This is a genomic window from Bradyrhizobium sp. 142, assembly GCF_023074015.1.
GTDB lineage: Bacteria > Pseudomonadota > Alphaproteobacteria > Rhizobiales > Xanthobacteraceae > Bradyrhizobium.
Genome location: NZ_JADPKQ010000464.1, coordinates 1 through 14,547, shown reverse-complemented (window position 1 = coordinate 14,547; position 14,547 = coordinate 1). Strand labels below are relative to the sequence as shown.

Sequence of the window (14,547 nt, the reverse complement as noted above, 5' to 3'; positions counted from 1 at the left end):
CCTCCATCTCAGTGGCCGCCGTCGGCAGGTGCTGCCGCGGCGATGGTGGTCGGACTATCGCCGCCGGAAGCGGGCGAGCCGCCGCCATTGACGATAGTCTGCAACTCGGACTGCGCGAGGAAGTAGCTTTGCTTTGCGTCGATCGCCCCGCGCAGCGATGCCAGACGCTGCCGCGCTTCGGTCAGTAGCGCGAAGATATCGACCTGCATGCTGGAGAAACGGAGCTGCATCTCCTCGGTGATGATCTTGCGCAACGGCACGATCTCGCGCTGATAGTGGCTGGCGATGTCATAGGTCGATCGGTAGATGCGGTAAGCATCGCGCGCTTCGGAGCGGACGTTGACGGCGCGCTCGGTCAGCCGATTGAAGGCGAGGTTGTAGATCTCCGCCGCCTGCCGCACCCGCATCTCGCCGCCGTCAAAGATCGGAATCTGGAACTGTACGTCGAAGCCTCGCTCGCGGAACGGCGCGCCTTCCGGGTCCTGTGTGCGGCGGGAGATGCCGGCCAGATCGAGCAGCGTCACGAAGCGCGTCGCTTCGGTGAGGGTCAGCGCTCTGGCCAGCGCGGTCAGCTCGAGCCGCGCGATCTGCAAGTCGATGCGATGGCCGACGGCGTCGGCTTCGATGGATGGAAGCGCCAGCGGCCGGCGCGGCAATGGCGGCAGCTGGCTGGGCAGACGGAAGTCGAGGCCGTCATCCCACAGCCCCATCAGGCGCGCGAGCCTTTCCCGCCCACTCGTCGCGGCCTGACGTGCGGTGGCGAGATCGACGGTGGTCTCGGCGTAAAATACCTGCTCGCGCGCCTGGTCGAGCTTGTTGAGCGAACCGGTTTCGCCGAGCTTGACGGCGAGCTGCGCCGTCGATTCCGCCGTCGATTTCGCGTCCGTCAGCAGCACCACCATCTCGTTGGCCGCGACGGCCCTGACATGGGCGCGCCGCACATCGGCGGCGAGCCTGAGCGTCGCCACCGCCGCGCGTAGCTGCGCCTGCCGGAAACGCTCGCGTGCGATTTCGGATCGGAACGGCAGCGTTGCCAGCGCCAGGATGTCGCCGACCACCTGGCGTTCGATCTCGCTCGCGCCATTGCCGCTGATGCGCGAAACCGAGAACACCGGATTGGGCGGAAGGCTCTGTTCGACGAGGTCGGTTTCGGCCAGCGCCAGCTCGTTATAGGCGGCTTGAAGTCCCTTGTTGTTGAGGAGCGCGATCTGCACCGCCGCGTCCGTGCTCAGCGCGCGCGACAACAGCCGGCGGACGGTTCCGCTCGCCGCCTCCGCGCCCTCAGGCGACCGGACGAAGGCCACGTCCTTGTGGATGGTCTGGCTGGTCAGGTCCGAGACCGCGGACATGCCGCTGTCAGGCGAGAAGGCGGCGCAGCCGGCGAGACCGGGTGCGGAGAGGCCGAGCGCCGCCAGCAGCAGGCCGCGCGCAAAATGGTGTGCCATGGCGCGCTCCTACGGATGTTGCTTGGGCTGCGGCGCAACGCTGTCGTTGCGCTCGCGCCATGGTGCCGGTGTCGCGGGCCGCAGACTGGTGTAGGGCGCGATCGTCGAGCGATAGCCGACAGGCGCGACCTTGGCCGCTGGATCGGCCGGGTCGGCGCTGGCGAGCGGCACGGCGGCCGGCATGCAGCCGGACAGCGCCAGTCCCACCGCGGCCAGCAACGGCCATCTGAATCGAAAGTGTCGTCCACGCGCCGGGAATACGGCGGCGGATCTCGCCCCGAGAAGCGTAAGCATGAATCATCCCTGATCTGTCTGAGGACCACAGGCGTGCGCGCGCAGACGCGCGACGCCGCAAGTCGTGACGATGTTCAGGTCAGACGATGGGAGGGCGGTAGAGCAGGGGCGGCGCCTCGCTGTGCACGCGAATGGCGATCTCCGGGGCGCAAGTGGAGATTGGCTGGACCGGCTTTGCGATATCAGGCAGATCGGCCGGCAGCGCCGTCATGCACATCGTCCCGCAGCACGGGCCCGGCTTGCCTTTGCCGTCGTGATGATGCTGTGCGGGCGCATCCTGCGCAGCGGCGTGGTCATGACCGTGGCTCTTGGCATGATCATGCGCTGTGTTGCCCGCGTGAATATGGCTGGTTTGACGATGCGCCGGCACAAGATCGGCCAGCACGGCGTCATCGGTCAGGCATGGCGCCGCCGTGCCCAAGGCAAGTGCCGCGGCCGGCGCGACGACGCAGAACAGATAGGCGAGGGCAACCAGCCATCCCACCTTCATCCGTACTGATCGCGTCAACTGAAGCAACATGCGTCCGAAATACCTGTCGCGCGCCATGATGCACACGCAGATTGCAAATTAATGGCAAATCGCAATTTCGCCAAGCACTTCTTACCGCAGTGCACCGCGCATGCCCAATATCGCGGCACAATGCTTGACCGTGAGACGATCACCGAACATGTTCCGCGCGTGCACGCACCGAATCCAGGACAGAGACCGGCTTCTTTCACCCCTGACTCCCGTCAGGCCTGGGTGCGGCTCATTATTGTGCTTCTGATCGGCTCGATCGGCGCCGTCGGCATGTGGGCGGTCGTGGTCGTGATTCCCGTTGTACAGGCCGAGTTCGCCGCCACGCGCGGTGCGGTGTCGCTGGCCTTCACCCTCATGATGTTTGGCTTCGGGATCGGCGGCGTGATTGCCGGCAAGATCACCGACCGCTTCGGGATCGTGCCGGCGATGGCGATCAGTATCGCCTTTCTCGGCGTCGCCAATATGCTGGCCGGGCTCTCGACCATGCTCTGGCAGTTCGTCGCCGCCTACTTCCTGATCGGGCTCGGCACCTCGGCGACTTTCGCGCCGCTGATGGCGGAGGCTTCGCACTGGTTCGAGCGCTACCGCGGGCTGGCCGTGACCATCGTCGCCAGCGGCAATTACGTCGCCGGCACCATTTGGCCGCCCATCGTGAGCTTTGGCATGCAGAACTATGGCTGGCGCTACACCCATATCGGCATCGGCCTCGTCTGCGCCAGCCTGATGACGATACTTGTGCTGGTCCTGCGTTCGCAGATGGGTGACGACAAGGTCCGCAATCACGCCAACGCGGCGCCGCCGCGGGTCGACCTCAAGCTCTCGACCAACACGCTGACGATCCTGCTCTCGATCGCCTCCATCTCCTGCTGCGTGGCCATGGCGATGCCGCAGGTCCACATCGTCGCCTATTGCGGCGATCTCGGTTTTGGCGTGGCGCGGGGCGCGGAGATGCTGTCGCTGATGATGGCCTGCGGCATCGTCAGCCGGATCGGCTCGGGATATCTCGCCGACAAGATCGGCGGCATCCCCACGCTTCTGATCGGATCGGTGGCCCAGGGCTTCGCGCTGGTGTTTTATCTGTTCTTCGACAGTCTCACCTCGCTCTATCTGATCTCCGCGATGTTCGGCCTGTTCCAGGGCGGCATCGTGCCGAGCTACGCCATCATCGTGCGCGAGGCGATGCCGGCCAGCGAGGCGGCAACGCGCGTCGGCATCGTGATCTTCGCCTCGGTGTTCGGCATGTCCTTCGGCGGTTGGGTCTCCGGCGTCATCTTCGACGGCACCGGCTCCTACGCCGCGGCCTTCGCCAACGGCGTGGCATGGAATGCGCTCAATGTCGGGATCGTCGTGCTACTGCTGATCCGCTCGCGGATGAATTCGGTGAGGACCGGACCGGGCTTCGCGACCTAGACCGCCTGTCCCGCCTTCAACAGCGAGCAGCCGGTGATCTTGTAGCTGCCATCGCTCTGCTGCTCGAGCGTGTAAAGCACCTCCCAGGCTTCGCCATTGGCATCGACGATATGAACGCGCTGCGCGATCCGGTTGCCTTCGATCCTGCTCTCGCCGAACTCAAAACCCTTGTGCGATAGACCGGCGCGTAGCCGTTTTGCATCATGGACATGAAGATGTCCGGTGCGGGGAATATTTCCCTGATCGCCGGTGCGGCGTAGGAATAGGCAGCCGCCGAATCGTCGCGGACGAACGCCTGCTCCTGGGCGCGGATCACGCCCTGTGCCGCCGCGACATCGTCGGTCGCGCGTGCGGAAGTGCCACTTAGCAGCACAAATATCAGGACAAGGAGCGCACGCATGGCAAAACCTCGCTTGGTCGTCCCGGTCCAGCAAGGATATCGCCACGCGGATTTTCAGGCAAACGGCCTAGTGTGACAGCGGATCGAGGAAGGGGGTGTCGACCGCGCTGACATAGAAGATCACGACCCTGGTCTCGCCGCTCGTCCGATTGTAGCCGGTCATCGCCACGTTCGGCGGTTCCACCAGTGCCTCGCCGGCCTTCACCGTCAGCGGCGGCTTGCCCTCGAGCTCGAGTGTGAAGGCGCCTTCGAGCACGTAGACGGTCACCGGGAAGCGGTGGCTATGATAGGGCGTCTTGTCACCCGGCTTGAACGACGCGGTCATCACCCGCACGGACTGCTTCTCGTCCTTCGGTAGGCCTTCAACCACTTGGCCAAGCACCAGATTCGGTTTGGCGAGACCCTGTGCCCCGTGGTCCTGCGCGGCGGCTGCGGCCGACCATCCCAGAACGATTGCGGCGCTGAGAGCGAAACGGGGGCGCATCCGAAGTCTCCATTTGTAAGTCGTTGAAGATATCAGCCTAGGTGCCGCCGTTCGGGCGCGGGAGCCGCAACATTGCGGTCGGCGGCCGCAGAAGTGCATAATCCCTTTATGTTCGACTGGAACGACCTCAAATATCTCCTGGCGGTCGCGCGGCACGGCAGCACCATTGCCGCCGGCAAGGCGCTCGGCCTCAGCCAGTCGACCGTGCACCGGCGGCTCGAGGAGCTGGAGCGGCGGCTCGGCCGCGCTCTGGTGACGCGTCAGCCGAGCGGCTACCGCCTCACCGAATTCGGTCACATCATGCTGCCCTATGCCGAGCGGATCGAAGCCACCATCGACGACTTCCAGCGTCGGACGATCGACGCCGAGCAGGATATGAAGGGCGTGATCCGGGTCACCTGTCCCGAGCCGATCGTCGCCCGGCTCATCCAATCCGGTCTCGTCGGCGATTTTCACGCGCTGCATCCCTCGCTGCGCGTCGAATTCCTGATGAGCGACGGCTATCTCGACCTGTCGAAGGGCGAGGTCGATATCGCTTTTCGCTCGGGCGATACCGACGACGAGCTGGTCGGGCGCAAGATCGCCGAGTCGATCTGGGCGGTTTACGCCAGCCGCGACTATCTCGACCGGCACGGCAGCCCGGAGCGTGTCGAGGATCTCACGCGTCATTTGCTGGTCGGGCTGGACGAATCCCTTGCCAATCACCGCGCCGTCAAATGGCTGAAGGAGGTCGCGCCCAATGCCAAGATGGCTGCGCGCGTAAACAGCGTGCTTGGCCTCGTTTCTGCGATCAGGTCCGGCGTCGGCATCGGTCCGCTTCCCGTCGCGCTCGGCGATGCCGAAGCCGATCTCGTCCGCGTCCTTGGCCCGATTCCGGAATTGACGCGGAGCTGGCGCATCCTGACGCATCCCGATCTCCGGCGCGTGCCGCGGATCGCCGCCTTCTTCGACTTCATCGTGCTCCAGCGCGAGGCCCTGAAGCCGATTTTGACAGGGTGACGCTAGCGATTCCGCTTTGCGGACGGCTTTGCTGGTTTGGCGGAGCGCACTTTCGCTTTGGCTGCAGTCTGAATGCGCAGCCCATCGACGAACACGTCGAGCATCCGCAGCACCGAGGACTGCCAGCCGGGCTGGTCGTGCATGTAGCACATGCCGATCAGCGCCCGGAGCAGGTCTTCCGGGCTGATATCGGCGCGCATCTGGCCGGCCGCGACCGCGCGGTCGAGCAGCGAGCCGATCGCCTTGGTCAATCGGTCCGTCGAGAAGGCGGCGAGTTCCGACGAGCTCTGGAAGGTCAACGCCAGCGCGGCCGACATGCCCTTTTTCGTGGCAACGAATTCGACAGCGGAACGCAGCCAGCGGCGCAGAGCATCGACCGGATCCTTGGCACTTCGCAGATGCTCGACGAGCTCGCTGAGCTGCTCGACTTCGCGCCGGTACACCGCTTCGAACAGATCCTCGCGGGTCGGGAAGTGCCGATAGAGGGTACCGATGCCGACCCCTGCACGTTTCGCGACGGCCTCGAGGCTCGCCTCGGGCCCGCCCGCATTGAACACGGTTTTCGCTGCCTCAAGCACGCGCTCGCGATTGCGCACGGCATCGGCACGGGGTTTGCGGATCTGGTCGGCGTGGTCGTCCATGCCGGCAATGTAGATCACGAATTGGTTAGATTGAACCCTTGCAGGGCTGCATCGCGTTGTCTGCGCACGGGCTTTTGACGAATTCCAAATATTTTCTGATAGCCCTTGTGAAGCGGAGGGTGCCTCCGTATCTTTGGTCGCACGTTGGCTCGGATCACATTCGGGCGGCGCGGAATCGACGGCGGCCACGGCGGTGGCACGACGCGCGATCACTCATGTCCATATCTGATCGGAGCCTTGTATGAACCACTCCATCAGCCTCACCGTGAACGGTGCGCGGCGCGACTTCGTCCTCGACGATCCGCGCGTCACGCTGCTCGATCTGTTGCGTGAGCGCCTCCATCTCACCGGAACCAAGAAGGGATGCGACCGCGGCCAGTGCGGCGCGTGCACCATTCTCGTCGACGGCAAGCGCATCAACTCATGCCTCGCGCTCGCCATCAGCCATGACGGCGCCGATATCCTCACGATCGAAGGTGTCGCGCACGGCGACCAGCTTCATCCCGTACAAGCCGCCTTCATCGCCCATGATGGCTTCCAGTGCGGCTTCTGCACGCCCGGCCAGATCATGAGCGCGATCGGCATGATGCGCGAAGGCCAGGCCGGCAACGATCCCGAGCGGGTCCGCGAATGCATGAGCGGCAATCTCTGCCGCTGCGGCGCCTATGCCGGCATCGTCAATGCCGTGCTGGAGGCGCAAGAACGCATGGACGAAACCAATCAGAGGCGCTCCGCATGAAACCGTTCGATTATGTCAGGCCGGCCACGGTCGCGGAGGCCGTTGCCGCGGCCGCCCAGCCGGGCACCGTCTATCTTGCCGCCGGCACCAATCTGCTCGATCTGATGAAGGGGAATATCAGCCGCCCGGATCGCCTGGTTGATGTCACCCATCTCGGAGGGCTCGACCGCGTCGAGCATCTCGCCGACGGGGCGCTGCGCATCGGCGCGCTCGTGCGCAATGCCGATCTGGCGCATGATGCCGAATTCGCAAGGTCCTATCCTGCGGTGGCAGAAGCGCTGCTCTCCGGTGCCTCCGCGCAACTGCGCAACGCCGCGACGGTCGGTGGCAATCTGTTGCAGCGGACGCGCTGCGCCTACTTCTACGACACCGCCAGCCGCTGCAACAAGCGCGAGGCCGGCAGCGGTTGCGACGCCCGCGATGGCGAGAACCGAACGCACGCCGTGCTCGGCTGGAGCGACAGCTGCATCGCCACGCATCCTTCCGATTTCTGCGTTCCGCTTGTCGCACTTGATGCGGTCGTCGAGATCGAGGGCAGTAACGGCCGCCGCGAAATCGCACTTGACAAATTGCATCGCTTGCCCGGCGATACACCGGCGCGCGACTGCACGCTCGAGCCCGGCGACCTCATCGTCGCGGTGCGTCTGCCGCCTGCAGCACGCGGCTTCGCCGCGCATGCGCGCTATCTCAAGGTTCGCGAGCGCACGTCCTATGCCTTTGCCGTCGTCTCGGCCGCTGCTGCGTTGCAGATCGAGAATGGCAAGATCAAGCAGGCGCGGCTCGCGCTCGGTGGCGTCGCCGCAAAGCCGTGGCGCGCCCGCGCCGCAGAAGACGTGCTCAGGGACGTTGCGCCGACGGCAGATGTCTTCCAGGAAGCCGCCTGGCGTGGGCTCGGTGACGCCAAGCCGTCCGGCGACAATGCCTTTAAGATCGAACTCGCGCGCCGCATCGTCGTGCGCGCGCTGACACTCGCCGCGGCCGGTACACCGGCGCGCCTGCCGGCGCTGCCGGCCTCTCCCTTTGCCTCGACCTCCGGAGCCATCCATGCCTGAGCTCAACCTCACCAGCGCGCCTGCCCATCTGCGCCACGGCTCGAATATCGGCCAGCCGCTGACCCGCCGCGACGGAATCCTCAAGGTCAAGGGGCAGGCGACCTACGCTGCCGATAATCATCCGCCCGGCATGCTGTTTGCGGTGCTAGCCGTCTCCAGCATCGCCCGCGGCCGCGTGACCTCGCTCGATGTCACTGCAGCCAAGCGCCATCCCGGCGTCGTCGATGTCATGACATCAGACCACAAGCCGCCGCTTGCGATCGATCCTGAGATCAAGACCAATCCGTTCGTGTTCCGGATGGAAGCGTTGCAAAGCGCCGAGGTCCGCTACGCCAACCAGCCGATCGCCGTGGTGATCGCGGAAACGCTGGAGGCGGCGACGGAAGGCGCGGTGTTGCTGGCACCGCACTACGAGACGCTGCCCGCGCTGATCGGGCTCGACGCCGGCGACAGCTTTGTGCCGCCGGTGGTCGGTGTCGGCAATCCGACCGAAAATCACCGCGGCGATGTCGAGGCGGGCCTTGCTTTGGCCGAGAAACGGATCGAGGCCGTTTACGAGACGCCGCCGCAGTATCACAACGCGATGGAGCCGCATGCGATCGTCGCCGCGTGGGACGGCGACAAGCTGTCGGTCGACATGCCGACGCAGGGTCTGTTCCTGTCGCGCGCCCGCATCGCCGAACTGTTCGGCATCGCGCCGGACAAGATCCTTATCCGCAGTCCGTTCCTCGGCGGCGGCTTCGGCTCCAAGGGGCTGATGTCCGGCCCGCCGACGCTCGGCATCATGGCGGCAAAGCTTGTCGGCCGACCGGTCAAGCTCGTGCTGCGCCGCGAGCAGATGTATGGGCCGGTCGGCCATCGTGCGCCGACGCGCCAGCGGCTGCGCATGGGTACCGACGGCGCCGGACGCCTGACCGCGCTCGATCACCATGCCAGGACCGTATCGAGCACATTTGACGACTTCTACGAGCCGGCTGCCGACGCCTCGCACACACTTTATGCGGCTCCGGCGATCCGCACCTCGCATGACGCCGTGCGCGTCAATACCGGCACGCCGCTGTTCATGCGGGCGCCGGGCGAAGCGACGGGCTCGATTGCGCTGGAGAGCGCGATCGACGAGATGGCCTGGGTCTGCGGCATCGATCCGCTCGCCTTCCGCCTGAAGAATTATGCTGAAGTCGAGCCGATCACCGGAAAGCCGTTTTCTTCGAAGGCGCTGCGCGCCTGCTACGAGCAGGGTGCGGCGCGCTTTGGCTGGGCGAAGCGGCCGCTGCAGCCGCGGCAGATACGTGATGATGCCGGGCTTTTGGTCGGCTGGGGCATGGGTACCGCGACCTTCCCGGCACTGATGTTCCAGGCCGAAGCACGCGCGGCGATCCGCCGTGACGGCACGGGTGTGATGGAGATCGGCGCGCATGACATGGGACAGGGCGCCTGGACCGCGCTGGCCCAGATCGCGGCCGACGGGCTCGGGCTCGACATCGATCGGGTGGAGTTCAAGGCCGGCACATCGGACTTGCCCGATGCGGGCATTGCCGGCGGCTCTGCACATACCGCGACCGCCGGTGCTGCGATCCACAGCGCCGGCGCCGCCGTCATCGCCAAGCTCGCTGATCTCGCCACGGGCGACGAGCGCTCGCCCTTGTTCGGCGCCGGCAATGCCGGCGTGATCGCGCGCGGCGGAAAGCTCTTCCGCCGCGACGACGAGAGCCGCGGCGAGAGCTACACCGAGATCCTTGCGCGCGCCGGGCTCGCCGAGGTCGAAGCCCGCGGCACCGGCGCGCCAAATCCGGCAGCGATGGAGGAATATGCCATGCATGCCCATGGCGCGGTGTTTGCGGAATTGAAGGTCGATCCCGAGCTCGGCCAGGTCCGCGTCACCCGCATGGTCGGTGCCTTCGCCGCCGGGCGTATCGTCAATCCGCATCTGGTGAAGAGCCAGCTGTTCGGCGGCATGATTTGGGGCGTGTCGTTCGCGCTGCACGAGGAGGCCATCACCGACCGGCGCAGCGGCCGGATCATGAATGCTAATCTCGCCGAGTACCACATCCCGGTGAATGCCGACGTGCCGCCGCTCGACGTGATCACGATCGAGGAGCACGATCCGCACGTCAATGCGCTCGGCATCAAGGGCGTCGGCGAGATCGGCATTACCGGCAGCGCCGGCGCCGTCGCCAATGCGGTCTGGCATGCGACCGGCGTGCGCGTCCGCCGCTTTCCGATCCGGATCGAGGAGCTGTTGACACAGCTCTGACACTTCCGGCCTGCCGCCGCTTCAAAACGTCGGCGGCGTGCAGGCCGAGATCACCTCGCACGCTTTGCCGCCGACGCAGCGGAAGCGGTGCGGGCGGCGGCTCTCGAAGTAATAGGCATCGCCGGAGTTGAGGATGCGCCGCTCGTCCTCGACGGTGACCTCGAGCTTGCCGGTGATCACGATGCCGCCTTCCTCGCCCTCATGCACCAGATGAACGCGCCCGGTATCGCTGCCGGGCTCGTAACGCTCTTTCAGGATCTGGAGGCTGCGGCCGAACAGATTGTCGCCGATCTGGCGGTAGGAGATCGGCTTCTTGCCGACCTCGGTCAGTTCCTCGGCGCGGTAGAAGATCTTGCGCCGCGTCTCCGGCTCCAGCGCGAAGAATTCGGCAAGCCCCATCGGGATGCCGTCGAGGATGCGCTTGAGCGCGCCGACCGACGGATTCATCTGGTTGGATTCGATCAGCGAAATCGTCGAATTAGTGACGCCGGCGCGCTTGGCAAGCTCGCGCTGCGACAGCTTCTGGCGCGTCCGGATGAATCGCAGCCGCCCACCGATGTCGACGCTCATGCCCAGTCCCTGTTGCAGGTGTTGCGGATCGCGCAAATATGGACCGGCAGCCCCAGTAAGATCAATGGGTTGCTGGCAGACAGAAAAGGACTTGTTGTGCTTTTGAAGGCGTGGTTCGGCTAATGGGTCAGCAAAGGAGCGTGGCCCGTGACCCTTCATCAGATTCCGAACACCATCAAGACCGATTCGTTCTGGATGCCGTTCACGGCCAACCGGCAGTTCAAGAAAGCGCCGCGGCTGTTCTCCTCGGCCGAAGGCATGCACTACACCACCGTCGACGGCCGCAAGGTGATCGACGGCTCCGCCGGCCTCTGGTGCGTCAATGCCGGCCACGGCCGCAAGCAGATCGCCGCCGCGGTCGAGCGGCAGCTGATGACGCTGGACTTCGCGCCGTCGTTCCAGATGGGCCATCCGCTGGCCTTCGACTTCGCCGAGCGGCTCGCCGAGATCGCGCCGAAGGGCCTCGACCGCATTTTCTTCACCAATTCCGGCTCCGAGTCGGTCGATACCGCGCTGAAGATCGCGCTCGCCTATCACCGCGCCAACGGCCAGTCGAGCCGCACCCGCCTGATCGGCCGCGAGCGCGGTTATCACGGTGTCGGCTTCGGCGGCACGTCGGTCGGCGGCATGGTTGCCAACCGTCGCGCCTTCGCGACCCTCCTGCCGGGCGTCGATCATATCCGCCACACCCATGATCTCACCCGCAACGCCTTTGCCAAGGATCAGCCGGAGCACGGCGCCGAGCTCGCCGACGATCTCGAGCGTCTCGTCGCTCTGCATGGCGCCGAGACCATCGCCGCCGTCATCGTCGAGCCGGTGCCGGGGTCGACCGCGGTGCTGCCGCCGCCGAAGGGATATCTCCAGCGCCTGCGCGAAATTTGCGACAAGCACGGCATCCTTCTGATCTTCGATGAGGTCATCACCGGCTTTGGCCGCCTCGGCACGCCGTTCGCCGCCAACTTCTTCGGCGTTACGCCGGACCTGATGACGACCGCGAAGGGCATCACCAACGGCACCGTGCCCTGCGGCGCAGTGTTCGCGAGCCGCAAGGTGCACGACGGCCTGATGGTCGGCCCGGAAAACCAGATGGAGCTGTTCCACGGCTACACCTATTCGGCGCATCCGGTGGCCTGCGCGGCCGGCATCGCCACGCTCGACATCTACAAGGACGAAGGCCTGCTCACGCGCGGTGGATCGATCGCCGACTACTGGCGCGATGCGCTGCATTCGCTGAAGGGCCTGCCCAATGTCATCGACATCCGCAATTGCGGGCTGATGGGCGCGGTCGAGCTGTCGCCGCGCGACGGCGCGGTCGGTGCGCGTGGTTATGACGTCATGGTCGACTGCTTCAATCGCGGGCTGTACTTCCGCATGAGCGGCGACTCCTTTGCGCTGTCGCCGCCGCTCATCGTCGAGAAGAGCCACATCGACGACATCGTGTCGATCCTCGGCGACGCAATCAAGCGGGTGGCCTGATAATTGCTCTCGCCGTTGCGAGTTGTTTCCTGGCAGCGGCGAGCGTGATGCCGCGGGAGTTTGACCAAGCGTGAAAGTTCTGATCCTCGGCAGCGGTGTCATCGGTGTCACCTCTGCCTACTACCTCGCGCGTGCCGGCCATGAGGTGACGGTCGTCGATCGTCAGCCGGAGCCGGCGCTGGAGACCTCTTTCGCCAATGCCGGCGAGGTCTCGCCCGGCTATTCCTCGCCCTGGGCCGGCCCCGGCGTGCCGGTCAAGGCGATCAAATGGCTTCTGATGAAGCACGGTCCGCTGGTGATCCGGCCGAAGCTCGATCCCGTGATGTGGGTCTGGCTGCTCAGGATGCTGCGCAACTGCACGAGCGAGCGCTACGCCGTCAACAAGAGCCGGATGATTCCGATTGCGGAGTACAGCCGCGATTGCCTGCGCGATCTGCGCCGCGACATCGGCATCCAGTATGACGAGCGTTCGCAGGGCACGCTCCAGCTGTTCCGCTACCAGTCGCAGCTCGACGGCACCGCTGAGGACATCGCCGTCCTCAAGCAATATGGCGTGCCGTACGAGGTGCTGAGCCGCGAGGGCTGCATCGCGGCCGAGCCGGCGCTCGCCGGCGTCAAAGGGAAATTCGCCGGCGGACTTCGTTTGCCGCAGGACGAGACCGGCGATTGCCATATGTTCACGCAGGCGCTGGCCAAGCACGCCCAGGCGCTCGGCGTCCGATTCATGTTCAACACCGGCATCGACCGCATCGTCACGGATGGCACGCGCGTCAGCGGTGTTGCGACCAGCGCCGGCCTGTTGCACGCCGACGCCTACGTCCTTGCGCTCGGAAGCTGGTCGTCGCGCCTGGTTGCGCCGCTCGGTATTTCGCTGCCGGTCTATCCGGTCAAGGGCTATTCGATCACGGTGCCGATCAAGGACGCCTCAGGCGCGCCGGAATCCACCGTGATGGACGAGAGCTACAAGGTCGCGATCACGCGCCTCGGGAATCGCATCCGCGTCGGCGGCACCGCCGAGATCTCCGGCTATTCCGGCAAGCTCTACGACGCGCGCCGCGCCACGCTCGATCACTCGCTGACCGACCTGTTCCCGCGCGGCGGCGATCTTGCCAAGGCCACGTTCTGGAGCGGCCTGCGCCCGATGACGCCGGACGGCCCTCCCGTGATCGGCGCGACGAAGTACGCCAATCTCCACCTCAACACCGGCCACGGCACGCTCGGCTGGACCATGTCCTGCGGCTCCGGCCGCGTGCTCGCCGACATGCTGTCGGGCAAGAAGCCGGACATCGATGTCAGTGCGTTGACGGTGGATCGGTACGCACACCGGTTCGGCTAAGACTCTATCCTCTCGTCATTGCGAGGAGCGCCCTTGCGACGAAGCAATCCAGAGTGTCTCCGCAGAGGGATTCTGGATTGCTTGTGCGCCAGGCAAGCTGGCGCGGTCCAACCGGTGGAAGTCCGGTCCGGGTAAGCCGTAGCGGGCGCCCGGTAGTGAGTGTTGCGGTGTCGTCGGCGACGGCGGCAGCGAAGCGTACACAACGATGCTGTGGGGTGGCTATTGAGCCGCGAAAGACAGAAACTCGCAGAGGCCGAGGCGGTAAGCAACGTCGAAGGCAACATGTGCGGTCCCGTTATGCGAGGGGCTGACGCTCTGCCGTGGTCGAAGACCCCATCACGCAGTAAGGGACCGCGCCGGAACCTGGGAGGTCCCGCATTCGACCGCAGGCGGCATGCGCCTTCGGTCCGCATCGGGAAGGCGAGGAGCCGAAGCCGATGACGAACGAACGCGGGAAGTCGGACGCGGCCATAGTAGCGGCGAAGCCGGCGAACGAGGCAGAGCGATCTGCGAAAGGAGCTGGTGGAGCGAAGGGCCGCGACCAAGGGGAATGCGGACCAGCAAAGCACGTCCCGGACGCCGAGCCGGACAAGCGTGACACAGGCGCTGGAGCGCATACGACGAACTGCAAGGGAAAGGAAGAAGGAGAGGTTCACCGCGCTGCTTCACCACATCGATCCCGACCTGCTCGAGGCGGAGTTCTTCGCGTTGAAGAAGCATGCCGCGCCGGGCACGGACGGGGTGACGTGGCGGGACTATGAGCAAGATCTCAAGGCCAACCTTGAGGATCTGCATGCCCGTGTCCACCGGGGAGCGTACCGGCCGCAGCCGTCGCGGCGGGTCTACATCCCAAAGCCGGACGGACGGCAGCGCCCGCTGGCGATCGCGGCCCTCGAGGACAAGATCGTGCAGCGGGCAACGGCTGTG

13 protein-coding genes and 2 pseudogenes are annotated in these 14,547 nt (G+C 65.6%); 8 read left to right on the top strand and 7 right to left on the bottom strand.

Annotated features, from left to right (window positions below; genetic code table 11):
• Positions 1-8: 8 nt before the first annotated feature.
• The 3 genes from IVA82_RS42195 to IVA82_RS42185 all read right to left on the bottom strand — a co-directional run bounded on the left by IVA82_RS42195 (position 9) and on the right by IVA82_RS42185 (position 2,286).
• Complete coding sequence (locus IVA82_RS42195; protein ID WP_247382382.1) at positions 9-1,445, bottom strand: TolC family protein; 1,437 nt, start codon at positions 1,443-1,445, stop codon at positions 9-11.
• Positions 1,446-1,454: 9 nt separating this feature from the next.
• The gene (locus IVA82_RS42190; protein ID WP_247382381.1) at positions 1,455-1,739 is read right to left on the bottom strand and encodes a hypothetical protein; all 285 of its coding nucleotides are present in this window, start codon (positions 1,737-1,739) and stop codon (positions 1,455-1,457) included.
• 79 nt (positions 1,740-1,818) lie between these two features.
• Positions 1,819-2,286 (bottom strand): hypothetical protein, encoded by a 468-nt coding sequence (locus IVA82_RS42185; RefSeq protein ID WP_247382380.1) that lies wholly within the window; start codon positions 2,284-2,286, stop codon positions 1,819-1,821.
• 195 nt (positions 2,287-2,481) lie between these two features.
• Here IVA82_RS42185 and IVA82_RS42180 point away from each other — a divergent pair, with 195 nt between their 5' ends.
• Entirely contained in the window at positions 2,482-3,669 is a 1,188-nt protein-coding gene (locus IVA82_RS42180; RefSeq protein WP_247382379.1) for an MFS transporter, read from the top strand.
• Here the strand turns inward: IVA82_RS42180 and IVA82_RS42175 are convergent.
• Positions 3,666-4,069 (bottom strand): annotated as a pseudogene (locus IVA82_RS42175) (DUF4864 domain-containing protein). The gene IVA82_RS42180 and the pseudogene IVA82_RS42175 sit on opposite strands and share 4 nt — an antisense overlap.
• A gap of 67 nt (positions 4,070-4,136) precedes the next feature.
• The gene (locus IVA82_RS42170; protein ID WP_247382378.1) at positions 4,137-4,553 is read right to left on the bottom strand and encodes a cupin domain-containing protein; all 417 of its coding nucleotides are present in this window, start codon (positions 4,551-4,553) and stop codon (positions 4,137-4,139) included.
• Positions 4,554-4,625: 72 nt separating this feature from the next.
• Here IVA82_RS42170 and IVA82_RS42165 point away from each other — a divergent pair, with 72 nt between their 5' ends.
• A complete protein-coding gene (locus IVA82_RS42165; protein WP_247382377.1) occupies positions 4,626-5,552 on the top strand; it encodes a LysR family transcriptional regulator in 927 nt (308 codons plus the stop codon).
• A gap of 2 nt (positions 5,553-5,554) precedes the next feature.
• Here IVA82_RS42165 and IVA82_RS42160 read toward each other — a convergent pair whose 3' ends face one another.
• Entirely contained in the window at positions 5,555-6,193 is a 639-nt protein-coding gene (locus IVA82_RS42160) for a TetR/AcrR family transcriptional regulator (RefSeq protein WP_247382397.1), read from the bottom strand.
• A gap of 241 nt (positions 6,194-6,434) precedes the next feature.
• Here IVA82_RS42160 and IVA82_RS42155 point away from each other — a divergent pair, with 241 nt between their 5' ends.
• The 3 genes from IVA82_RS42155 to IVA82_RS42145 are packed head-to-tail and all read left to right on the top strand — an operon-like array spanning position 6,435 to position 10,238.
• Positions 6,435-6,932, top strand: a complete 498-nt coding sequence (locus tag IVA82_RS42155) for a (2Fe-2S)-binding protein (RefSeq protein WP_247382376.1) — start codon at positions 6,435-6,437, stop codon at positions 6,930-6,932.
• Complete coding sequence (locus IVA82_RS42150; RefSeq protein ID WP_247382375.1) at positions 6,929-7,984, top strand: xanthine dehydrogenase family protein subunit M; 1,056 nt, start codon at positions 6,929-6,931, stop codon at positions 7,982-7,984. Before IVA82_RS42155 ends, IVA82_RS42150 begins: the two co-directional genes overlap by 4 nt.
• Complete coding sequence (locus IVA82_RS42145) at positions 7,977-10,238, top strand: xanthine dehydrogenase family protein molybdopterin-binding subunit (protein ID WP_247382374.1); 2,262 nt, start codon at positions 7,977-7,979, stop codon at positions 10,236-10,238. The genes IVA82_RS42150 and IVA82_RS42145 overlap by 8 nt, the downstream gene beginning before the upstream one ends.
• A gap of 21 nt (positions 10,239-10,259) precedes the next feature.
• On the opposite strand, the gene IVA82_RS42140 is transcribed toward IVA82_RS42145, so the two are convergent.
• The gene (locus IVA82_RS42140; protein WP_247382373.1) at positions 10,260-10,808 is read right to left on the bottom strand and encodes a cupin domain-containing protein; all 549 of its coding nucleotides are present in this window, start codon (positions 10,806-10,808) and stop codon (positions 10,260-10,262) included.
• A 147-nt stretch (positions 10,809-10,955) separates the two neighbouring features.
• On the opposite strand from IVA82_RS42140, the gene IVA82_RS42135 reads away from it, so the two are divergent.
• The 3 genes and pseudogenes from IVA82_RS42135 to IVA82_RS42125 form a co-directional block, all read left to right on the top strand.
• Positions 10,956-12,284 carry an aspartate aminotransferase family protein gene (locus tag IVA82_RS42135; RefSeq protein WP_247382372.1) on the top strand — a complete coding sequence of 443 codons (1,329 nt, stop codon included), beginning with the start codon at positions 10,956-10,958 and terminating at the stop codon, positions 12,282-12,284.
• A gap of 70 nt (positions 12,285-12,354) precedes the next feature.
• Positions 12,355-13,620 carry a D-amino acid dehydrogenase gene (locus IVA82_RS42130; RefSeq protein WP_247382371.1) on the top strand — a complete coding sequence of 422 codons (1,266 nt, stop codon included), beginning with the start codon at positions 12,355-12,357 and terminating at the stop codon, positions 13,618-13,620.
• Between the two features lie 594 nt (positions 13,621-14,214).
• Positions 14,215-14,547: pseudogene (locus IVA82_RS42125) on the top strand (group II intron reverse transcriptase/maturase); the annotation flags it as partial.

Coding starts and splice junctions, on each gene's coding strand:
- IVA82_RS42195 (WP_247382382.1), bottom strand. CDS start 1,445: ATGGCACACCATTTTGCGCGCGGCCTGCTGCTGGCGGCGCTCGGCCTC.
- IVA82_RS42190 (WP_247382381.1), bottom strand. CDS start 1,739: ATGCTTACGCTTCTCGGGGCGAGATCCGCCGCCGTATTCCCGGCGCGT.
- IVA82_RS42185 (WP_247382380.1), bottom strand. CDS start 2,286: ATGGCGCGCGACAGGTATTTCGGACGCATGTTGCTTCAGTTGACGCGA.
- IVA82_RS42170 (WP_247382378.1), bottom strand. CDS start 4,553: ATGCGCCCCCGTTTCGCTCTCAGCGCCGCAATCGTTCTGGGATGGTCG.
- IVA82_RS42160 (WP_247382397.1), bottom strand. CDS start 6,193: ATGGACGACCACGCCGACCAGATCCGCAAACCCCGTGCCGATGCCGTG.
- IVA82_RS42155 (WP_247382376.1), top strand. CDS start 6,435: ATGAACCACTCCATCAGCCTCACCGTGAACGGTGCGCGGCGCGACTTC.
- IVA82_RS42150 (WP_247382375.1), top strand. CDS start 6,929: ATGAAACCGTTCGATTATGTCAGGCCGGCCACGGTCGCGGAGGCCGTT.
- IVA82_RS42145 (WP_247382374.1), top strand. CDS start 7,977: ATGCCTGAGCTCAACCTCACCAGCGCGCCTGCCCATCTGCGCCACGGC.
- IVA82_RS42140 (WP_247382373.1), bottom strand. CDS start 10,808: ATGAGCGTCGACATCGGTGGGCGGCTGCGATTCATCCGGACGCGCCAG.